The sequence below is a fragment of the Pseudoflavitalea rhizosphaerae genome (assembly GCF_003991355.1).
Taxonomy (GTDB): domain Bacteria; phylum Bacteroidota; class Bacteroidia; order Chitinophagales; family Chitinophagaceae; genus Pseudobacter; species Pseudobacter rhizosphaerae.
The window spans coordinates 138552-161475 of sequence record NZ_RCSU01000008.1 but is presented as its reverse complement, the minus strand read 5'-3'; the positions used below and the strand labels follow the sequence as shown (position 1 = coordinate 161475).

The 22924-nt window shown below is 45.3% G+C and carries 12 protein-coding genes; 11 read left to right on the top strand and 1 reads right to left on the bottom strand.

Annotation, left to right across the window (positions count from 1 at the left end; translation table 11 throughout):
- Nucleotides 1-73 precede the first annotated feature (73 nt).
- The 6 genes from D9Y29_RS15245 to D9Y29_RS15220 all read left to right on the top strand — a co-directional run bounded on the left by D9Y29_RS15245 (nt 74) and on the right by D9Y29_RS15220 (nt 12921).
- Nucleotides 74-559 (top strand): MarR family winged helix-turn-helix transcriptional regulator, encoded by a 486-nt coding sequence (locus D9Y29_RS15245; RefSeq protein WP_127129668.1) that lies wholly within the window; start codon nt 74-76, stop codon nt 557-559.
- Between the two features lie 18 nt (nt 560-577).
- A complete protein-coding gene (gene hutH / locus D9Y29_RS15240; protein WP_127129666.1) occupies nt 578-2152 on the top strand; it encodes a histidine ammonia-lyase in 1575 nt (524 codons plus the stop codon).
- An 11-nt stretch (nt 2153-2163) separates the two neighbouring features.
- Nucleotides 2164-3831 (top strand): urocanate hydratase, encoded by a 1668-nt coding sequence (hutU, locus tag D9Y29_RS15235; protein WP_127129664.1) that lies wholly within the window; start codon nt 2164-2166, stop codon nt 3829-3831.
- A 257-nt stretch (nt 3832-4088) separates the two neighbouring features.
- Nucleotides 4089-7799 (top strand): hypothetical protein, encoded by a 3711-nt coding sequence (locus D9Y29_RS15230; protein ID WP_127129662.1) that lies wholly within the window; start codon nt 4089-4091, stop codon nt 7797-7799.
- Nucleotides 7800-7898: 99 nt separating this feature from the next.
- A complete protein-coding gene (locus tag D9Y29_RS15225) occupies nt 7899-12545 on the top strand; it encodes a DUF6443 domain-containing protein (protein ID WP_127129660.1) in 4647 nt (1548 codons plus the stop codon).
- Entirely contained in the window at nt 12520-12921 is a 402-nt protein-coding gene (locus tag D9Y29_RS15220) for a hypothetical protein (RefSeq protein WP_127129658.1), read from the top strand. Before D9Y29_RS15225 ends, D9Y29_RS15220 begins: the two co-directional genes overlap by 26 nt.
- Before the next feature lie 269 nt (nt 12922-13190).
- Here D9Y29_RS15220 and D9Y29_RS15215 read toward each other — a convergent pair whose 3' ends face one another.
- Nucleotides 13191-13946: a hypothetical protein gene (locus D9Y29_RS15215; protein WP_127129656.1), complete on the bottom strand. Its 756-nt coding sequence runs from the start codon at nt 13944-13946 to the stop codon at nt 13191-13193.
- A 380-nt stretch (nt 13947-14326) separates the two neighbouring features.
- On the opposite strand from D9Y29_RS15215, the gene D9Y29_RS15210 reads away from it, so the two are divergent.
- Genes D9Y29_RS15210 through D9Y29_RS15190 form a run of 5 tightly spaced genes read left to right on the top strand, consistent with a single transcriptional unit; the run spans nt 14327 to nt 22721 of the window.
- Entirely contained in the window at nt 14327-16561 is a 2235-nt protein-coding gene (locus D9Y29_RS15210; RefSeq protein ID WP_127129654.1) for a bifunctional alpha,alpha-trehalose-phosphate synthase (UDP-forming)/trehalose-phosphatase, read from the top strand.
- Nucleotides 16548-18329 carry a glycoside hydrolase family 15 protein gene (locus D9Y29_RS15205; RefSeq protein WP_127129652.1) on the top strand — a complete coding sequence of 594 codons (1782 nt, stop codon included), beginning with the start codon at nt 16548-16550 and terminating at the stop codon, nt 18327-18329. The genes D9Y29_RS15210 and D9Y29_RS15205 overlap by 14 nt, the downstream gene beginning before the upstream one ends.
- 46 nt (nt 18330-18375) lie before the next feature.
- Nucleotides 18376-19620 carry an imidazolonepropionase gene (hutI, locus tag D9Y29_RS15200; protein WP_127129650.1) on the top strand — a complete coding sequence of 415 codons (1245 nt, stop codon included), beginning with the start codon at nt 18376-18378 and terminating at the stop codon, nt 19618-19620.
- A 14-nt stretch (nt 19621-19634) separates the two neighbouring features.
- The gene (locus D9Y29_RS15195; RefSeq protein ID WP_127129648.1) at nt 19635-21653 is read left to right on the top strand and encodes a site-specific recombinase; all 2019 of its coding nucleotides are present in this window, start codon (nt 19635-19637) and stop codon (nt 21651-21653) included.
- Nucleotides 21654-21680: 27 nt separating this feature from the next.
- Nucleotides 21681-22721 (top strand): formimidoylglutamase, encoded by a 1041-nt coding sequence (locus D9Y29_RS15190; RefSeq protein ID WP_127129646.1) that lies wholly within the window; start codon nt 21681-21683, stop codon nt 22719-22721.
- The last annotated feature ends 203 nt before the right edge of the window (nt 22722-22924 follow it).

Genomic DNA, 22924 nt, shown 5'->3' with positions numbered 1-22924 from the left:
CACACCCAGCACAAATTTTTCATGCTGCTTGATCCAATTACCTATATTTGTATAAGCGCTTATACAATTATCTATGAACTTTTACGAATCACTCGGATTTCTCGTGCTGGGTAGCCGGCTCCGCCGCCTCAGCGAAAACTTCCTTTCAGACGTGAACAGGGTTTACGCCGAACATCAGCTGAAGTTCGACGCCAGCTGGTTTCCTGTTTTCTATATTCTCAGTAAACAAAAACAGGTTTCCATCCGCTATATCGCCGATGAACTGGCCGTTTCACATTCCGCCATCAGCCAGCTCGTGAGCAGCCTGCAGGAAAAAGGACTGCTGAAAACAACTGCGTCTGCTGAGGATGGAAGAAAGAAAGTAGTAACCTTCACTGCAAAAGGACAAAAACTGCAACAACAGATAGAGCCTGTTTGGAATGCCCTGAGCAAAGCCATGGAGGAACTGGCAAAGGAAGGCAATCACAGCAAACATTTCCTGAAAGCTATCGGCGAACTGGAAACAGGACTTACATCCGCTTCACTTTTCGAAAGAGTGGAAAAACATCTCGATCAATAATCTTACAAATCCAAATACATGAACGAGTTTCAATACGGCATCGATCAACTCACAGTCAGCACGGCTCTTGCCATTGCTTCCGGCAGTCTGAAAGGCTTGCTGGGTAAAGCTTCCCGCGAGAAAGTGCTGGCCAGCCAGCAGCATGTACAGGAGATTGTGGACACTAACCGCACCGTCTATGGCGTGAACACAGGCTTCGGCATTCTCGCATCTGCCAGCATCTCCGATGAAGACACCAGGTTGCTGCAGCATAAGATCCTGCAAAGCCATAGCGTGGGCGTAGGCGATCCAATTCCTACAGAAGTGGCAAAGATCATGCTCATCACCAAGATGCAGGCATTGGCGCAGGGTTTCTCCGGTGTACAACTGGAAACACTGGAACGTATCAACTGGCATATTGAGAACGATGTGATACCCGTAGTACCGGAAAAGGGTAGTGTAGGCGCATCAGGAGATCTCGCACCTTTATCGCATTTATTCCTGCCGTTGATCGGCCTGGGGGAAGTGATGTACAAAGGCGAACGCCTGCCTTCTCAAAAAGTATTGCATCAATTCAGCATGCACCCCATTCAACTGGGACCGAAAGAAGGGCTGGCCCTGATCAATGGCACTCAATTCATTTTATCATTTGCGGTGAAAGCCGTACAAAGACTGCACAATTGCCTGGAAGCAGCCGATATCATCGGAGCGATGAGCCTGGAAGCACTCACCGGCACCAAAGCGCCATTCGATGAAAGGCTTCATCAACTGCGCCCATTTGCAGGCAACAAGCTCGTAGCACAAAGACTTCGTTTATTATTACATGATTCCAATATCATGCAAAGTCATATGGACTGTGGACGTGTGCAGGACCCATACAGCCTGCGATGTATGCCACAGGTACATGGCGCCAGCCGCAATGCCTGGCTGCACCTGAAGGAACTGACCGAAATTGAACTGAACTCCGTTACAGACAACCCCATCATTCTTGCTGCCGACGATACCATCAGCGGTGGTAACTTTCATGGACAACCGATGGCGCTGCCCCTGGATTATGCCTGCTTTGCCGCAGCAGAAGTGGGCAATATCGCCGACCGGCGCTGTTATCTTTTGCTGGAAGGAAAATGGGGATTGCCTATGTTGCTGATGAAGAATGTAGGGCTCAACAGCGGCTTCATGATCCAGCAATACACCACTGCTGCGCTGGTAACAGAGAATAAAACACTTTGCTTTCCAGCCAGTGCAGACTCCATCCCAACTTCACTCGGACAGGAAGACCATGTGAGCATGGGTAGCATCAGCGGCCGCAAGCTCAATAAAGTGATCGATAACCTGGAATATATTTTAGCCATCGAGCTGCTCAGCGCCTGCCAGGCCATCGAGTTCCGCCGTCCGCTCAAAAGCAGCGCCATCCTGGAATTTGCGCATGACTATGTACGTAAATATGTGTCGTTCGCTGAGGAAGACAGGATCTTCGCCAATGATATCAACCAGATCCGTGAGATCATCCACGATTTCTCTTTCGTGAACCAGGTGAACGCCTTCGCCAGCGCCGGAAAATCCATGCTCAATGTAGGTTATGAACAATTCGATTTAACATCATCATCCAACTAAAATCATTCGTTATGATCAAAACATACGATCCCGCAAAATATAAAACGCCAACCGGCTCCACCCTGAACTGCAAAGGATGGGTGCAGGAAGCCGCACTCCGCATGCTGCTCAACAACCTCGATCCCGATGTTGCTGAACGCCCCGAAGAACTGATCGTGTATGGTGGAAGAGGAAAGGCCGCCAGGAATTTTGAAGCGCTGGACCTCATCATCAAAGGACTGAAGGATTTGAATGAAGATGAAACCCTGCTCATTCAAAGTGGCAAACCTGTTGGCATTCTCCGGACACATAAGGATGCGCCCCGCGTGCTGCTCAGTAATTCACAACTCGTTCCCAACTGGGCCAACTGGCAACACTTTGATGAATTGGAGAAAAAAGGACTGATGATGTATGGACAAATGACTGCCGGCTCCTGGATCTATATCGGATCGCAGGGCATCGTGCAGGGAACATATGAAACTTATGCGGCAGCGGCCGACAAACATTTCGGAGGTACACTTCGTGGTACCCTCAACGTTACAGCAGGTCTGGGTGGCATGGGTGGCGCTCAGCCGCTCGCCATTACCATGAATGAAGGTGTGGCCCTGGTAGCAGAAGTGGAAAAATGGAGGATCGAAAAAAGATTGCAGACCAAATACCTCGATGTGATGATCGAAGATATCGATGCCGCCATCGACCGCGCACTGGAAGCCCGAACAAAAGGAGAGGTGCTGAGCATCGGAGTGCTCTGCAATGCAGTGGACCTCCTGCAAAGACTGGTGGATCGAAATATCATTCCCGATACACTTACAGACCAGACTTCCGCGCATGATCCGCTGATCGGCTACTGGCCGCATGAGATCTCCTACGAACAAGCGAAAGTGCTGCGCACGGAAAATCCGCAGCAGTACATCGATTATGCCTACAATTCAATGTACCGCCATGTAGAGCTGATGCTGGACTTACAAAAGCGCGGCGCTATCACTTTCGATTACGGCAATAATATCCGCGCACGCGCCAAAGAAAAAGGATTGCAGAACGCATTCGATTTTCCTGGTTTTGTGCCGGCGTATATCCGTCCGCTTTTCTGCGAAGGGAAAGGTCCTTTCCGCTGGGCGGCGCTCAGTGGCGATCCCGCAGATATTGCCGTTACCGATGAACTGATCGGCAATATGTTCCCCGAAAATAAATCATTGCAACGCTGGCTGAAACTCGCAAAAGAGAAGATCGCCTTCCAGGGTCTGCCTGCCCGCATTTGCTGGCTGGGACAGGGAGAGCGCGAACGCGCAGGACTGGCCTTCAATGAGCTGGTGAAAACTGGAAAAGTGAAAGCGCCGATCGTGATTGGCCGTGATCACCTGGATACTGGTTCTGTTGCTTCTCCCAACCGCGAGACCGAAGCCATGCTCGATGGCAGCGATGCTGTTGCCGACTGGCCACTGCTCAATGCACTGGTGAATACAGCCGGCGGCGCAAGTTGGGTGAGCCTGCACCATGGTGGTGGAGTTGGAATGGGCTACAGCATTCATGCTGGGATGGTGATAGTGGCTGATGGCACTGATGCCGCAGCAGCAAGACTGGCGCGTGTGCTCAGGAATGATCCTGGTATGGGCGTGATCAGGCATGCAGATGCGGGGTATGAGCTTGCAAAAGAAACAGCAAAAGAAAATGGACTTGACCTGGAAGAAAGATTGGGTTAGATTCTAATCCTGCTATGGAACACATTCCTTAAGTCAATAATATCAAAAAGTGTTGTGAGATTTGAAAAAGGAGATTTTAATTAATCTCCTTTTTTTGCACTTACTGTTTACTAATGAATGGAAAAATATTATTGATAAGTAAATACCCCTATTTTTGGGACAAATGAATGAAAGGGTAGAGGTAATACATTAGGCATAATTAAATTGCAGCAGCCCAATAAGTATATGGTGGCTTAACCATAATTCTAAACCTATTCATGATGAAATTCCCCTGTTTCCTGGCAGCACTGGGATGTATGGTATTGATCGGATTCAATCACAACTTATGTGCTCAAACGATCATACCTGTTACAACTAAATCTCCTTCCGCAAGCAGTATCGACAAATTCATTGAACGGCCTGTTTCTTATTATACAGGCATCCCGGAAATCAACATTCCGATTTATGAAATCAGCATAAAAGGAATTACAATTCCAATCAGCCTGAACTACAATGCAGGTGGAATAAGGGTAAACGAAGCAGCAACATGGGTAGGGCTTGGTTGGTCTTTGTCTTATGGAGGTCAGGTTAGCCGTAGTGTAAAAGGAAAACCCGATGAATATACTTTTATTACGAAGCATAAAGGACCATCGACTGGAAGTAATATCGCATTTTTCAGAACATTGCCTGGAGTTTTTGAGGACATTTATACAGAGTTCAGATGTCTATTTCTACAAAAAGCAAAAGATCCCCATGTTTTAGAAAACGACTTACGGCCGGATGAATTTTATTATAATATGCCTAATTATTCCGGGCGCTATATGTTTGATCAGAAAAATGACAGTTTTGTCATGTTCCCTAAAAGTGATGTAAAAGTAGACCTCAGGTTTGCTGAACAGAATATTTTCAATGGCCGGGTTTCTTTTCGTCCCGTAGACTATTGGACTATTACAACACCTGATGGAATTTCGGCGAGATTTGGAGAAGGCTTCACAAGCCGAAGGGGATTGCAGACATTTTATGAGCCCTTTACAATTGATGTATGGAATATCAGGTCATTGAGGAATACTGCAAATGATAGTATAACCTATCATTATAGTTCATCTATGGATACTTCCATTTCCAGGCAATACCTCTCACATTATACTTTTCCTCCTGGAACATTAGTAGGTGGGAGTGCAACAAATTACAATTTGGAACATCATCTTGAGAGAATCGATTTCCCTAACGGTTCGATTCACTTTCTGGTAGAACCCAAAACAGATAAAGGCGTTAGACTCAAAGAAGTGATTGTAAAAGACATGAACAATAATGTCATCAAAAAGATTGTTCTTTATCATTCATATTTCCATGGAGTTTTCGGAAATGATAATATTGGCACCCAGGCGCCATACTTTGATTACAGGTTAAGGCTGGATTCTATTGTTTATTTAAGCGAGAATAATAGGAATCAAGGATATTCATTCGATTATTACTTTAACGAATTCGATAAAAAACCATCCAGGAATTGCCTGGGGCAAGACAGTTGGGGATACTTCAATGGTGCAAATAATAATACGTTGGTGCCCTTCTGGAGGCTAGCCTCTCTCGGCCAAACTGTGTGGGGTGATAGATACGTGAGTCCAGATTATAACCAAATATTCACTTTAAAGTCCATTACCTTTCCTACAGGTGGCAAACAAATATTCCAATATGAATCCAACACTGCGGTTATTGAAGGCCCTGACGGCATTCTTCCGGTGGTTGGGAAGCAGGAAATTGCACTGAATTATGCCGGAATTACAGTTTCCGGAAATAATCGACTTTCCTTTGGAATTACACCAGACTCTATTGGAGGAAATCCAACCAATCCCGAGTATTATTTCTGGAAGATAATTGAAATACCACAAGGGGGTAGTTATATACCTTATAATTCTGGATGGAATTGCTCAACCAATTTTTACACTGGCTCAGGAGAAACCTGGGAATCCTGTTATTCGGACAATGTCCATTTCTTGCTGGAAAAACTAGAAACCAATGGAACCAAAACTAGTATGAGGGAGCACGTAGCGAGGAATTGTAGTTACTATACTTATCATCCCGAAGATCATAAGCCCATGATGCCGCTTGAGCCCGGAATTTACAAAATGACCGTTCTTCTTAAATACCGCGGAACCCACAATGTAAACCGTAGCCATTATACCAACTTCAGTATTTACTGGAAGAATAACGCGCCAGTGGATTTGGGAAACTTTATGTATGTAGGAGGATTGAGAATCAAAAATATCATCAACTATTCTTCTGATAATACTATTGCAACTCGCAGAAGGTTTAGTTATCTCAACCCTTTTACGAATCTCATATCGGGAAGAATAATCTCTATCCCTCTCTATTTCCAATATGGTAATGGAATGACTGACCCTCTCACTGGAAAAATCAGTTCAGCTTCTAAAGTAATGCCCAATCCCATTGAACCACTTCAGTCAACAGGAAATGCTTATCTTGGTTATGAATTCGTTACAGAAGAGCTGATTGGGCTCCCGGGCGATACGATAAAGACCAGATATAAGTTTCTGTCAGTAATGCCTCATCGGAATGAACATTACAAAAATTACAGTTGGGGAGAGATTGAAGCTCAGGAATGGAAAAGAGGAAAGCCCAAAGAAGTTGTGCACTTTAAAAACAATCTACCCGTAAGAAAAGAAGAATATTCGTATTTCACTGCAGAGATTCCATACACTTCTTCTGCAGAAGAATCTGTTGAAGAGATCAATACGGATTTAATAAGCGCAGAAATAGCAAGGCCTGTTTATGACCCGCCAGGACAGGACTTCCATGATCTTGTTATAGTTCCTTTTTCTTTCTTAACAGATGTTAGATATCATTATGGGCCTGCCCATGTAGAATTTCCATTTAATTGGCCAATACTGCCTCCCAGTAGCCATCCTCAATGGCCGTACACCATACAGGTACCTGACTTCAAGCGTTACACTGGTACAGACAAAGCCAAATCCAAAAGAACGGTGGAATACACACTGAATGATTCAATCGTAACCGAAGAATTATTTTACTATGACAAATACCCTCAGACATCCCAGCTTACCAGAAAAGATTTTATCAACAGTAAAGGAGATACTATCCGGGATATAATATCTTATCCGACAGATAATTCTTTAATTTCACCCTACAATGTAATGGTACAAAAGAACATGATCAATGTTCCGGTAAAAACAACCACCATAAAAAACTCAGTACCATTAAAAACTACAGAATTTAATTATCATTTATGGGGCCCTGATGTTATCGCTCCGAAATCAACTTTTCTGCAAAATGGGACTGGCACCCCTTACATCACTTCGGAAGCATTTGCATATGATGAAAAAGGAAATGTGCTGACCATGTCTGGTAGTGATAAAGGAAAGAAGTCTTTTATCTATGCCCACCAACAACAATATCCAATTGCGGTTGTCGCCAATGCCCTTCACTCAGAAATTGCTTTTACCTCCTTTGATGCACCCGAAACTGGTAACTGGACTTACACAGATACCTCACGTTACAGAACAGACGCGATTACAGGAAATCAGGCATATACCCTCATTAGCGGAAATGCAATAGTTAAAACTTCATTACCATCAGGGAAAAAATACATTATATCATACTGGTCAAAAAATGGTGCAGTGAATGTAAATGGAATAACAGGCGTTTCAGGACAAGTGAAAAATGGCTGGACTTATTGGCAGCACGTCTTACCTGAAACTACAACAACCGTAACAGTATCTGGGTCCAATAAGGTCATTGACGAGCTCAGACTTCACCCCATTGACGCGAAGATGACTACACAAACCTATCTGCCACTGGTCGGTATTAATTCAGAATGTGATGTCAATAATCGCATTACCTATTATGAATATGACAGTTTCGGAAGATTAAAATTAATTCGTGACGCAAATAAAAATATACTCAAGAAATTCTGCTACAATTATACCGGACAACCGGTGAATTGTGACTAAATCAATATTTGAAAGAGACATAGAATAAATTCTATTTTGTCGTTTTTCATAGCACGACGTTTTCGAAGAACCGAACATAACCTAAATCCTTCAACGCTTATGTGGAAATTCAAAGCAGGGATGCCGCAGGCTATGATTGCTTTATTATTTGCAATTATTAGTTCTTTATCTGTTTATGCGCAGCCTACGCCTGAACCTGCTCCATTACCCTATACTCCCACTGTAAAAGTGAATTATGTGAGGACCTGGACAGCCAAAGCTCCTGAAACTGATCCTGCAGCTCTGGCGGGCAGAGGTGTTGGTGACGTAAGCCAGGTCACTTCTTATCTGGATGGTTTGGGGCGTCCTCTGCAAACGGTAGTAAAAAAAGGAGCTATTACACAAAGTGGATATGCAGATATTGTGTCACCGGTTGTTTATGATGCCTTCGGAAGACAATCGTTCAGTTACCTGTCATTTGTATCTAAGCCAGTGAATGGAACCGGAATAGTGGATGATGGTAATTTTAAAATGAATCCTTTTCAACAACAGGAAATCTTTGCTGCAGAGCAATATCCGGGTGAGCAATTCTTCTACAGCAAGACTGTTTTTGAAAATTCCCCGCTGAACAGGCAATTGAAAATGTTCGCTCCTGGTGATACCAGGGTAGGAATGGAGAAAGGAATTGAAATGAAATACTGGATCAATACTGCAGTTGACGACGTAAAGATCTGGGAAGTAGTGGAGCAGACCGGCTTTGCAGGTTACTCGGTTACAGGAGTGTACCAACCGGGTACACTCAATAAGTTGGTCACGGTTGATGAACATCAGCGACAGACCATCACTTTCACAGATAAGGAAGGCATGCTGATCCTTAAAAAAGTTCAGCTCGGTGAAATTGCCGACAACGGCACCGGCAGCGGGTATGATAACTGGATTTGTATTTATAATATTTACGATGACCTGGGTAATCTTCGGTGTACGATTCAGCCGGAAGGAGTGAAAGCTGTACGTTCTGCAGGTTGGGTATTGGAAGATCCCGTATTACTATCGGAGCAATGTTTCCGTTATGAGTATGATCATCGCTTGAGGTTAATTGCCAAACAAATGCCGGGTGCAGGTTCCATAAGCTTTGTTTATGATGATGCAAACAGGCTTGTGTTTACCCAGGATGCCGCCATGAAGCTGAAAGGGATCTGGGAAGCGAAACTGTACGATGTGTTGAACAGGAATGTGATCACAGGCCTGCTCAGCTATAATGGAACTACTGCTCAATTGCAGGAAATAGTTGACATACAGACAGGCGACGGCACTTCCGGTACAAGCATCCCTGCTGATAATTCTTTGAGCCAGCCAACAGGTTCCGGCAATTATTTTGCAAGCAACAGTTTTTCACTTGATCCGGGTTTTGAAAGCATCACCGGATCCGAGATCACCATTGAAATTGTTGCCCCAGGTTCGTCAGAGGGCAACAATATTGTTATCGATGGAGTTACGGTGAATAAAAATCCTTTGCCACCGGGCTACCAGTTTGTACCACATGTTGTGAATTATTTCGACAATTACGATTGGAATGCCGCTCTTCCAGCATCGGTCAAAAATTTCGATATATCGTCCATCAGCGCGCATTTTCTACCTGCCTCCAACCAGGCACCCTATCCGCAACAGGTCGCTGTTAATTCTGCTACCCAGGGGATGCTTACGGGCAATAAAGTCCTTGTACTGGGCAGCACTCCCTTGAAATACCTGCATTCCATTTTTTTCTACGATGAAGATGGAAGGCAGGTTCAGGTTCGTACGCAGAATAATGTGAACGGAGTGAATGTAAATACAGTACAATATTCCTGGAGCGGGCAACCGCTGGTTGTAGTATCGCAGCTTCAAAAAGGAGAAACAAATCCTGATCAACATACGGTAATTACAAAGACATTTTATGATGAGTTAGGAAGGGTGACAAGTTCCAAAAAGACTGTGACCAGCAGTATGAATGGAGTAGTGATTTCCAAACCTGAAACAGAAATCTACAATCAGCAATATGATCAGATCGGAAACCTGAAAAAACAAAGCTATCCACTGGTGGACGAGTCGCTTGAATACGATTATAACATTCTCGGTTTTTCATTGGGCGTGAACAGGAACTATGTTGCAGGCAACAGTGATCATAAATTCGGATACGAGATCGGGTACGATAAGGCCACGACTGTTATTCCGGGAGCTACCTTCCAGAACCTTTTGTATAATGGGAATATCAGCGGAATAATTTGGAGAAGTACAGGAGATGGCGAAAAGAGAAAATATGATTTCACGTATGATAATGTAAGCCGCCTTAAGAATGCAAATTTTACACAACATACAGACGGCAGTTTCAACAGGAATGCAAATCTTAACTTCTCCGTAGAGAACCTCGACTATGATCTGAATGGTAATATCAAATCAATGAATCAATATGGTTGGAAACCGGGATCTGCAGTAGGTTCTCCAAGTGTATTGATCGATCAGTTGACTTATACCTATCATATCAATTCGAACAAACTAAAAAATGTAATTGATGCGGTGAATGATCCCAAAACAAAAATGGGGGATTTCCGGAGCTCGCAAAAGTACATGACAGACCTCGGAACAAAAAGCAATACTGCAGAGGATTATCAATACGATGTGAATGGAAACCTGGTGAGGGATCTTAACAAGGATATCGGCACTGCTACTACCAACGGTATTGAGTACAATTATATGAATCTTCCTGAGCTGATCACTTTTACAGGAGAAGCAGGAAATAAAGGAACGATTGAATACCAGTATGATGCTGCTGGCAATAAATTAAAGAAGATTTTGAAAGAAGATGGCAAGGATCCGGTAACAACCCTTTACCTGGGACTGATGGTATACGAAAATGATGTATTGAAATTCATGAGTATGGAAACCGGACGTCTGAGGCTGGCTGAAACCATGCAGGAAGAAGGTCCGAAAATCAAAGAATACGTATATGATTATTTCCTGAAAGACCATCAGGGTAATACCCGTATGGTACTTACAGAGCAGCGGGAAACGATGAAGTACTATGCTACTATGGAAACTGCCTACCGGCAACAGGAGAAAGAGCTCTTCAGTAATATTGTTGAAACGGAATATCCCACAGCCAATGTACCAGGAGGATATCCGGCTGATGCATTGACCACGGATCCCAATCAGTTTGTAGCGAAATTGAATGGGAGTGGCAATAAGATTGGGCCTTCCATTGTATTGCGGGTAATGTCAGGAGATCAGGTGGAAGTGGGCGTTAAATCGTTTTACCGTTCACAGGGTACAGTCGGTAGTTCACAGGATCCTATTCCTCAGATACTATCATCGCTTGCGGCAGGCATCATAGGAAAAGCAGGTGAATCCAAGGGCGCTTTTGACCTGTTGAGTAGTGATGTGAACAGTCCACTGCTGGGAGCTGTTGAGTCATTCAGAACGGCCAATAACACCAGCGCACCTGCGGTACCCAAAGCTTATCTGAACTGGTTGCTGCTGGATGAACAATTCAATTTTGTTGCAGCTTCGAGTTCTGCAAAACGGGTTTCTGCTCCGGATGTTATAGAGCTATTGCCTTCAGGCATGATTGAAATTGCAAGAAATGGCTTCCTGTATGTTTATGTAAGCAATGAAACAGAGAACTATGATGTATTCTTCAATGACCTCAGTGTAGTTCATAGAACCGGACCACTGATTGAGGAAACTCATTATTATCCGTTTGGCTTGTCAATAGCTGCCATAAGTTCCAGGGCATTTGGTAAACTGCAGAATAACCTGAAATTTAATGGCGGATCCGAATTGAATGAAGGATTAGGATTATTTTTGTACGAAACACAGTTCAGGCTGTATGATCCTCAGTTAGGCAGATTTTGGGCAATTGATGAAATGGCAGAGAAGTACGCTGATTGGTCTCCATACGTTTTTGCTCTGGACAATCCGGTTCTGCTAAATGACCCTACAGGATTGGACCCTACACCTGAAGAAGAAGAAAAAGAGAAGAAGAAAAATGCAAAATGGCTGCAGGCTGTTGTGGTCACGGCGAAGCGTAATTGGGAAAAAACTATCAATCTAAGGTTGCAGCTTGGTTTTTCAAGAGGAATTCGTGGGCCAGCATTCTTTGACACAGATGACAAAAGTCTAATTAAGACAGTAACAGAAAGATTGGCATTAAGGGATAGGATGTGGCAGAATAATCGTGAGGCGGGAATGATGCTTTTGAATGTTGGTTCAGCGTTTGTGCCTGTTGGTAAAGTGTTCCAGGGACTAAGCTGGGCATATCGTGGAGCTAAGGCGCTTCAGTTGGGGGCTAAAGTTTCACGATTGGCAGGTAAGGTTGCGAGTAATCCAAAGTTGATAACATATTTGGGTAAAGTAGGAAAAGAATTGGGAGGGAATGCATTGAAGGAAGCGGCAGTCAACTATGATAATGTAGTTTTGAAATCAGATGCCCTGGATATTGTTGCTGGATCATTTCTTGCTCCTTTTGGTGTTTTTGGGAAAATTGCTGGTGAAATCGTAGGAGCCACAAATGACTTTACATTGGAAAAAGGATTCCAAAAAAGTTATGGAGTGGATGGTGAAAAAGCTGGAAGTGCTGCAATGTTGGATTTTCTCATGGGTACAATCAAAGTTGCTGGAGGAAAATATATTGAAGCGGGTAGAAACTCGTCAGAGCAAGCGGTGAATGTATTTGAAATGTCAATTGATCAATCTAAAAGAATTGTAAATGGATTCCAACCAGAAACTAAGTAAGACGACTGCTTTAACAGTATTGTTAATTGGCGTATTAGGTATAGTGGGATTTTTGATTTTGCAAGTTAATAGTTATATCAAGGTAAGGCAGATCAAAAAAGATGGTATCTATGTGGTCGGAAAAAATACATCATCAACATCAAGCAAATCCGGGAGGTCATATTACTTTACTTATGTTCTCAATGGTTCAGAATATGAAAAGATACTTACTGATGTCTCCAATAAATATAAGGAAGGAGATATAGTATTCTTTCAAGTTTCATCCTCTGAGCCTTCTAAAAGCATATGGAACGATGACTTTCCGCGTCCTGGTCCTTGCATAACCTTTGAAACCGCTCCCCCTGATGGTTGGAAAGAAATTCCTGTATGCAAGTGATGAAACAGGTATTCGCGTAAAAAATAAGTAGCTTTTCCCCACGCGATTTTCCAGCCGGATATTTCTTTATTTGCAGCAGCCCTTGTATAACCCCTCATTGCATTCCTGGAATACTCCTGAATAGTGGAACTCCAGGGATGCTACGGGTTTCGGTAGCATAGCTGCCGGTATTTTTCTACTCAGTTTTATAAGAGGAAAAATAAAACAAAGACCTTTAAGCTAAAGAAATAAATCAAGATGGAGAAAAAGAGGAGCGAGAGCGCGCCAGATCATTTGAGATCATAATAAATATTGTCCATATTATCCTCTTTAACAATGATCAGTATTGGACTTAGCATTATTGCCTTTAAACCTCTTTGATCCAGCACAGTGCCTTCAAAATTATAACGAACTACTTTTGTACAGATCTTTTTTGAATAATAGTTCAGGAACGATACTGGATTTCCCAATTTATACTCCGGATTATCTACACTTCCATAACTAAACTCCTCTTTGTAATTGAGTACCCAGTTATCCTGGTCAGGCGACCAGGTGGATTGAGAAAGTATATTTCCTACACTGTCTCTGGTAAATGTATAAAGCAGGTAAGGAGTTTCTGTTCCCTGTCTGGTCCGGAACTCCGTGCAGGAATCAAAATATGCATCACTCCCAATATAGCCGAACTTACGGCGGGTGAGGAAATCCGGTCTTCCTTCTATCAATTCTTCTTGCATACTCTCAAGCCGGCCATCTCCATCATATTCAATTTTATCTACTGTTTGTGTAAGTCCTGCATAACTTACATGGCTATTGACTATTTCGGTGAGCCTGCTATTCTCATACTTAAATTGAACTCCGCCACCAGCATCGGGCGTACCCTTAAAATCAACATAGCGAAGACTTAATAGCCCCTGCGCATCATACTCAAAAATTGTGGGAAAACCGAAACCCTCATGACGAATCTTAACCAACCTGAACTTTCGATCTGATCCCTTATTGCAGGCAATAAATACAATTGATAGCAAGGACAATAATAACCATCTCATAAGAAAGGCTTTTTCAGTTAGTAGTTGGGGCTGGTACAAACCTGACAATGTTTCATCCGCCATCGTTGCACCTTCTTACCGCAACCGGCCAAATTCCCATAACGCCTCCGTATAACCGATCTTTTTCACCGGATATTAATACCATTTTAATAATCCCTCAATTCCCACCCATTGTACATTACAGCAATTTAACGCCCTATAATCCTCATTTTGTTTGCCTCTTCCCTCCATAGGTTCTATCTTTGCACCACTTCCGTAAGACATTATTGCATAATGTTTTATTAGCCCCAAGCTCCATGCCCATGCATGGCCCTTTTTTTGAACCGGGAAATAAGGACAATTTTTCTAAGTTCCGTACTCCCCAAAATCTGAATAGTATTATGGCTAGACTGATCATCATTTCGAACCGATTACCTTTTTCCGTAGATCATGAAGGTGACCAGGTGACTATCCGCCAGAGTTCGGGGGGATTGGTATCCGCCATCAAGAGTTATTTTGAATCCGATGCAGCAAGAAACAGCAATATCACGGAGAAATTGTGGATGGGTGTAGCCGATTTTTCAAAGGAGGATTTCGAAAAAGAAGTGGCGCCTAAATTGGATAAATATGATTTCACCGCACTGCCTATATTCATCGATAAAGCCCTCTACAAGGATTACTATAACGGCTTCTCCAATTCAACCCTGTGGCCTCTTTTCCATTATTTCCCATCGGTGGTGGAATACCATTCGCATTATTTTGAAGCATATACAAAAGTGAATTCACTTTTTGCTGAAACCCTGTTGCCCATCCTCCAGCCGGATGATGTGATCTGGATCCACGACTATCAGCTCATGTTGTTGCCGGGGATGCTGCGCGCACGCGCCCCAAATGCTACCATCGGGTTCTTCTTACATATTCCTTTTCCCAGCTACGAGATCTTCAGAACATTACCTACAGACTGGAAAATGAACCTGCTCCGTGGCCTCATGGGCGCAGACCTCGTGGGATTCCACACCTACGATTATGTGGAACATTTTATACAATCTGTGCGAATGGTGCTGGGGGCCGATAATAGTTTCAGAAGTATCCAATACCAGAACCGCCTCGTGAAAGCAGATCTTTTCCCCATCGGCATCGATTATAAAAAATTCAGTAATGCCGGCAAAGAATCTGAAGTCCAGGATCTCAGGGCCGAAGTGCAAAAGAATTTCGAAGGGAAAAAGATCATCTTCTCGGTAGACCGTCTGGATTATACAAAAGGATTGATGGACCGTCTCATCGGCTTTGAATATTTTCTCAATCAACATCCTGAATGGCAGGAGCGTGTTGTGTTTATGCTGAACGTTGTGCCTTCCCGGGATGATATCGTCGCTTACACCAGAAGGAAACGCACCATTGAAGAAAAAGTTAGCAGTATCAACGGTAAATTCTCCAGCATCAGCTGGCAGCCTGTGATTTATCGATACATGCACCTGCCATTCAATGAACTGGCTGCGCTGTATCAATCCGCTGATGTGGCATTGATCACACCACTGCGCGATGGTATGAACCTCGTTGCTAAAGAATATGTGGCCAGCACCTTCAACCAGCGCGGCGTACTGATCCTTAGCGAACTCGCCGGAGCAGCCAGTGAGCTCAATGAAGCCCTTCTGGTGAACCCCACCGATGTGCAGGATGTCAGCAATGCCATTGCAAGAGCTTTAGCTATGCCTGTTTCTGAACAGAAACAAAGGATGGCGCTGATGCAGAAAAGGTTGATCGATTATGATGTGATCCGATGGGTAAATGATTTCCTCGACCAAATTACAAACGTGAAAACAGAACAAAACAAACAACAGACGAAACTCCTGGATGATAAGATCACAGATCATATCCACCAGGTATATCAAAAAGCGAAAAAGAGAACGCTGCTGCTTGACTATGATGGTACACTCGTACAGTTTGCCCGCCTTCCGCAGGATGCAAAACCAACCAAAGAATTGCTGAGCGCACTCACCAGGCTGGCATCAGACAATAAGAACGAAGTAGTGATCATCAGCGGCCGCGAAGCCAATACCCTTGAAGGATGGCTTGGTAAATTACCAGTGACACTGGTAGCCGAACATGGCGCCAGCTATAGAATGAAAGGAGAAGAATGGAATCATTCCGAAACTATTTCAGACAAATGGAAAGAAGAGATCCGTCCCGTGATGCAAACCTTCGTTAGCAGATGCGTGGGTTCCTTTGTGGAAGAAAAGAAGAATACCATCGCATGGCATTACAGGAATACGCACCCGGACCTCGGTTTCAGCCGCTCGCGCGAGCTGATCAACAATCTCAATATGCTGCTGCAAAACACTTTGCTGCAGGTGATGGATGGCAATAAAGTAGTGGAAGTTCGCATGACCGGTATAGACAAAGGAGTGATGGCGAGAAAGATCGTGCAGGAAATGGACCCGGATTTTGTACTGTGCATAGGAGATGATACTACAGATGAGGATATGTTCAAAGCGCTCGATGAAAGAGCATTTACAATAAAAGTCAGTAACGGACCAACGGCAGCACAGTTCACGGTACTTTCACAACAGAATGTACTGCCCCTGCTGGAAGAACTAGCCCTGCCAATAACCAATTCAGCCTATGCCGGTTCATAAGTACAATCTTGGCATCGTAGGGAATTGCTCCTACCTCGCCTATATCGACACAAAAGCAGATGTTAAATGGATGTGCCTCCCCAAATTCGACAGCAGTTTCCTCTTCGGCTCACTGCTCGATGAAAAAAAAGGAGGGCATTTCAGTATTCAGCCTGCCACGGAAAACTATACCAGTCGCCAGTATTATATCCCCAATACCAACGTGCTCTGCACGGAATTCACAGCGCCGGACGGCGTGTTCCGTGTGGAAGACTGCGCCCCGCGCATGATCATGCACGAGCGGCAGTTCAGGCCACTCATGCTGGTGCGCAAGATCAAGCTCATCCAGGGAGAACCCGCTATCCGTATCGTTTGCCAACCATCCGGCAACTACGGACAAATGGCGCCGGAGATCTATACAGCCAGTAACCATCTCCGTTATATGGGATTCGAACAGCAGGTGCGCCTCACCACAGATGTGCCGCTCAACTGGATCATAAAGGAACAACAGTTTGTACTGGACCAGGACCGGTACCTCGTACTCACGTACGGCGAGCCGCTGGAAGCGCCGCTCAAGGAAACAGCAGAATCTTTCATCAACCAGACCATCAAATACTGGTTGCAATGGATCAAAAGCTCCTATATCCCGGAAATATACCAGGACGAGATCATCCGCTCCGCACTGGTGCTGAAACTTCACCAGTATGAAGACACTGGCGGCATCATCGCTTCCGGCACCACCAGTCTTCCTGAATTCCATGATTCCACCCGCAACTGGGATTATCGCTACTGCTGGTTCCGGGATGCACACTATACACTGAAAGCATTCAACCAGATCGGTCACTTTGAAGAACTGGAAAAATATTTCGATTTCATCCAGAACATCATACGTCACAATAATTCGGATACACTCCAGCCACTCTACAGTATCACCGGAGAAAAAGATATCGAGGAGATCATCATAGAGCTCCATGGTTATCTCGGCAACCGTCCGGTTCGCGTTGGCAACAAAGCATATGTACAGGTGCAGCATGACGTATATGGACAAGTGCTGGTGAGCCTTCTGCCTCTTTACACAGATAAGCGTCTGACCTTTACCAAAAAGAGCAGTTACAAATCCATCGTTCCCTGGCTTCTCTCCCAGATAGAAAGAACACTCACATTGCCCGATTCAGGATTATGGGAATTCAGGAATACTGTACAGGTGCATACCTATACATTGCTCTTTCACTGGGCAGGCGCCAAAGCTGCTTTCAAGATCGCACAGGCATTCAATGATGTGGAACTGATGAAGAAGGCCGATGCCATTGCAAGGGAAGCTGACAGGTTGCTTGACACTTCTTACGATAAAAAAAGAAAAGTGTACCCGCAGGCCATCGGCACTCCCAACCTGGATGCCAGTACCCTCAGCATGGTCACCATGGGTTATATAGACCAGGGCTCCGAAAAAGCAAAGCAACATATTGAAGCCCTCGAAAAGGAATTGCTGGCGGACCATGGGCTATTCTATCGTTACAAACATTACGATGATTTCGGTTTCCCGGATACCACATTCCTGGTCTGCGCTTTCTGGTATGTGGATGCACTGGCCTGTGTTGGAAGGGTGGACGACGCCATCAAAAATCTCAACCAGCTGCTGTCTTTCAGCAATCACCTCGGCATCTTCAGTGAAGATGTGGGCACCGATGGTTCCCAATGGGGCAATTTCCCCCAAACCTATAGCCATGTGGGCCTGATCAATGCCGCTTTGAGGATCGCTAAAAAACTCGACAGACCGGAATTTCTATAAGCGCTTATATAAATAAACAATATTATCTTGCGGTAAAATAACCTGCATGGCCAGCACCATTTTTACCAATATCAGGATACTCGTCAATACGCGTAAGGAATCTCATTTGTTATATGGAAAGGACCTGGCAGAACTGCCCTGTATCCATAATGCCTGGCTGCTGGTGGAAGACGATACCATTGCCGGCTACGGCTCCATGGACAACTTGCCTTCAGCCTACAATTCCGTAAAAGCGCTGGTGGACGCAAAAGGTGGACTGGTGCTGCCAGCCTGGTGCGACAGCCACACACATATTGTTTTTGCAGGTAGCAGGGAAAATGAATTTGTAGACAAGATACGCGGCCTCAGCTATGCAGAGATCGCGGCCAGGGGAGGGGGGATCCTGAACTCTGCCGGCAGGTTGAGAGAGGCATCCGAAGACGAGCTTTTCAACCAGGCCTGGCAAAGACTGGAAGAGATCAGCAAACAGGGCACAGGAGCAGTAGAGATCAAAAGCGGCTATGGCTTAACGGTAGAGAGCGAATTGAAGATGCTCCGTGTAATAAAAAAATTAAAGGAAAAATCCCCGCTTGCAATAAAATCCACCTTCCTCGGCGCTCATACCTATCCTCCTGAATTCAAAGAGAACCACCAGGGATATATCGATCTTATCATCAATGAAATGCTCCCTGTGATCGGAAGGGAAAAACTGGCCGACTATATTGATGTGTTCTGCGAAACGGGATTCTTTTCTCCTGAAGAAACAGCCACCATTTGCAGAGCCGGAATGGAATACGGACTCAAACCCAAGATCCACGCCAACCAGCTGAACCTTTCCGGCGGAACGCAGGTAGGCGTAGCGCTTGGCGCCATTAGCGTGGACCACCTGGAAACGATGGATGAGTACGCCATCAAAACACTGGCAGCTTCCAAAACCATCGGAACATTATTACCTACAGCTGCATTCTTTTTGCGCATGGGCTTTCAGCCGGCAAGGCAACTGATAGATGCCGGCTGCGCCATTGCACTGGCCAGCGATTTCAATCCAGGTTCTTCACCCAGCGGAAACATGAACCTGGTGCTCGCAATGAGCTGCATCCAGATGCGCATGTTGCCGGAGGAGGCCATCAATGCAGCCACGCTGAACGGCGCCTTTGCCATGGAACTGGCGCAGGAACTGGGCAGCATCACCATTGGTAAAAAAGCTAATTTGCTTTTAACGCGTTCTGTGCCGTCAATAGCTTATCTTCCCTATGCATTCGGTTCGCCACTGGTGAGCAGGGTAATGCTGGAAGGTAACTGGATCAGTTAATGTAATTCGATAGCATGGCGTTTAAAAAGAAAAAGAAAGCAGACCCCGTATATGCCTTCCTCGAAAACAGTCCGGCAGTGTCGGTCAGGGACAGGGAAGGCGCACTGAACTATCTTGTATCCTTTGTTAATTTACTTCGTCCGAAACCATCGGACTCAACTGAACAGACAGACCATAATTTTTCCACCGTCATCCGCTTATTGTACCAGTTTCCCGCATCGCTCAATGCGCTGCGTACGGCCATGATCGCCCAGCTGGTGAACAGTAACCTGGTGCCCATGTTCACGGAAAGCGGCATCACTGTTTCGCGGGGTGTTGGCCGTGAGCTCTATGCAAGGCTCAAACATAAGTTCCTGCCTGCATTGCAGGACCATAACGATTTTCTCTACCTGCTGGACCGCATCTTCTATAAAAAGGCCGATTACGTTTGGGTGGAATCCATTCCCCGCGAAAGATGGATCCAGTTCTTCGAGCTCATCAAACTGCCTCTCAGTTCCAATGAGCCTGCGATCATCAACCAGGCGATGGTTTCACTGCAGATACTCGGTGCCGGTGTAGCACAGCTCGGTTGGGAGAAAGAGATCATCACCAATACCAATGTGAAATGGATGCAGGCAGAAAATCCATTCGAAACACAACAGTTCCTGATCTATGAGTTGCGTGAATTGCTGATCAATGAAGCGCCTGTTGATCAGATCAAAACATTATCCGTCCGCATCAGGGACGTACTGAAAGAAGCCCGTGAACTGGTGGATGGCATCCGGAGCAGCACCAATGAAAAAGGCACCAGTCTCTCACAAACGTTCATCCTGTTCCAGATTGAACAGAAGCTGACCCGCATGGAGCTGCTGCTGGATATAGTGGACGGGGACGAGCATATCAATATCACACGTTTTGTAGACCTCTTCCATTCCGTAGTGCGCTACGAGAACCGTAAGAACAGTCTCCGGGAATTCCTTTCACAAACCACCGGGTATGTAGCTTATCAGATTGCCGAGCACAAAGGCAAGAAGGGAGGAAAATACATCACCTCGTCACCCAAAGAATACTGGGCCATGATGGTGAGCGCCATGTTCGGCGGACTGATCATCGTGTTTGTAGCGATATTCAAAACATTACTGCATCATCTGCCACTGGCTCCTTTCTGGCAGGGATTTGTGTACAGCGTCAATTACAGTGTGGGCTTCATTGCCATCGAAGAAACAAAATCAACGCTCGCTACCAAACAGCCCGCATTCACCGCCAGCGCTGTGGCCGGTTCGCTGGATACAAAGAAAGATGAGAAACCGAATCTCTATAACCTTGCAGTTACAGTTTCCAAAGTATTCAGAAGTCAGACTGCCAGTTTCATCGGTAACCTCATCATCGTATTTCCCGTCACCTTTATAATGGCATGGCTTTTTGATATTTGTTTCGGGCATCCGCTGGTGGGCAGGGAAGAAGGAATAAAAATGCTCATTGATCAGCATCCCCTGCAAAGCCTTTCACTACTCTACGCCTGCAACACAGGCGTGTTCCTTTTCATCAGCGGCATCATTGCCGGATACGTTCAGAATAAAATGAATTATGGAAAAATAGAAAGAAGACTGGTGGAGCACCCGGTGCTGAGATTGTATTTCGCTCCAAAGAGATTGCAGCGCATTGCCTCCTATCTCAATCATCACGCGGGTAGCCTGGTAGGCAATATCTCACTGGGTTTCTTCCTGGGCACTGCCGCCATCATCGGTAATATCTTCGGTGTTCCATTCGATATCCGCCATATCACCATCTCCGCTGCCAATACCTCGCTGGGATTTTACGGAGTGGGATGGGAAAGCATCAATGGAAAATTCCTGCTTACCGTGTTCATCGGAGTGCTCTTCATCGGCTTCCTGAATTTCCTGGTAAGTTTTTCTTTGGCATTTATCGTGGCCGTGAGGTCCAGAGGCATACATTTGCGTGATTACCCTGAATTCCTGCAGATCCTCTGGAAATATTTCAGAACGCATCCGCTGGATTTCTTCAGGCCAAGAAAACGCATCACGAACAACTGATTTCAATTCCGGAAAAACGATTAGCATATGAAACACTTCGAGTTCTACGACAAAGCTGAAATTCTCAAGTACACAAAGATCAGGCGTTTTGAAACCAAGCTGGGCGAATGTGTGGAAGTGCTGGCCGGGGATCAGCACTGGGAAACCAACCTGGGCCAGAGCAAAGCGAAATTCGTGCTCTTCGGAATTCCGGAAGATATTGGTGTAAAAGCCAACAGGGGAGTAGGAGGAACGGAATCCTCCTGGCAACCATTCCTCCGCAGCTTTCTCAATATTCAGAGTAATGATTTCCTGATTGGCGACAATATCCTGGTGCTGGGGCATTTTGATTTCGGAGATCTTCACCAGCTCATCCAGAATAATGCACACGACGAGGAAGAGAGCCTGAATGCTTATCGTCATGCCGTGAGCGCCATTGATGATGCGGTAGAAGCAATAGTGAAAGTGATCACTGCCCAAAACAAAATCCCCATCGCAATCGGCGGAGGTCACAATAATGCCTACCCGATGTTGAAAGGCGCTTCCAAAGGGCTGCACAAGGCTGGCATCATTCCGCTGGCGCAGATCAATTGCGTGAACCTGGATGCACATTCCGATTACAGGCCCGCCGAAGGCCGCCACAGTGGTAACGGGTTCCGCTATGCAGAAGAAGATGGCTACCTGCAGAAATACTGTATCGTGGGACTCCATGAGAATTATCTACCGCAGAATGTGTGGATGGATATCGTGAACAATCCTTTCATCGACTGCATCACTTACGAGGATATCTTCATAAGGCAAAAAAGAACATTCGTACAGTCGCTCGCCGATGCGCTGGACTTCATGGAAGATCAGCCAACAGGAGTGGAGCTGGACCTGGACAGCATCGAAGGTGTTTTGTCCAGCGCAGCAACGCCCGCCGGTCTGAATTCACTGCACGCCCGCCAGTACGTTTCTCTGTTTGCAGCCAGCGGCAGACCTGCCTACCTGCATATTTGTGAAGGCGCAACGAGGATGGAAGATGGCAGAAAAGATGAATCCACCGGCAAGCTCATCAGCTACCTGGTCAGCGATTTCGTGAAGGCATAGAGGCGCTGTTGAAAAAAACTCAGCGTGTGCCCAGTCGCTCGCCTCCGGCGAGTGACTTCTATTCCGTCGCCTCCGGCGACACGGTGTTCGCCGGAGGCGAACAAATACAGGTCACTCGCCAGAGGCGAGCGACTGCCACACTCCGCTTGGAAATTGCACATGAATTACTTTATCTTTGTATCTGCATGCGACCAGACTATCCG

Excerpts from the sequence above, each read along its gene's own strand:
- D9Y29_RS15245 (WP_127129668.1), top strand. The coding sequence starts at position 74 with ATGAACTTTTACGAATCACTCGGATTTCTCGTGCTGGGTAGCCGGCTC.
- hutH (WP_127129666.1), top strand. The coding sequence starts at position 578 with ATGAACGAGTTTCAATACGGCATCGATCAACTCACAGTCAGCACGGCT.
- hutU (WP_127129664.1), top strand. The coding sequence starts at position 2,164 with ATGATCAAAACATACGATCCCGCAAAATATAAAACGCCAACCGGCTCC.
- D9Y29_RS15230 (WP_127129662.1), top strand. The coding sequence starts at position 4,089 with ATGATGAAATTCCCCTGTTTCCTGGCAGCACTGGGATGTATGGTATTG.
- D9Y29_RS15225 (WP_127129660.1), top strand. The coding sequence starts at position 7,899 with ATGTGGAAATTCAAAGCAGGGATGCCGCAGGCTATGATTGCTTTATTA.
- D9Y29_RS15220 (WP_127129658.1), top strand. The coding sequence starts at position 12,520 with ATGGATTCCAACCAGAAACTAAGTAAGACGACTGCTTTAACAGTATTG.
- D9Y29_RS15215 (WP_127129656.1), bottom strand. The coding sequence starts at position 13,946 with ATGAGATGGTTATTATTGTCCTTGCTATCAATTGTATTTATTGCCTGC.
- D9Y29_RS15210 (WP_127129654.1), top strand. The coding sequence starts at position 14,327 with ATGGCTAGACTGATCATCATTTCGAACCGATTACCTTTTTCCGTAGAT.
- D9Y29_RS15205 (WP_127129652.1), top strand. The coding sequence starts at position 16,548 with ATGCCGGTTCATAAGTACAATCTTGGCATCGTAGGGAATTGCTCCTAC.
- hutI (WP_127129650.1), top strand. The coding sequence starts at position 18,376 with ATGGCCAGCACCATTTTTACCAATATCAGGATACTCGTCAATACGCGT.
- D9Y29_RS15195 (WP_127129648.1), top strand. The coding sequence starts at position 19,635 with ATGGCGTTTAAAAAGAAAAAGAAAGCAGACCCCGTATATGCCTTCCTC.
- D9Y29_RS15190 (WP_127129646.1), top strand. The coding sequence starts at position 21,681 with ATGAAACACTTCGAGTTCTACGACAAAGCTGAAATTCTCAAGTACACA.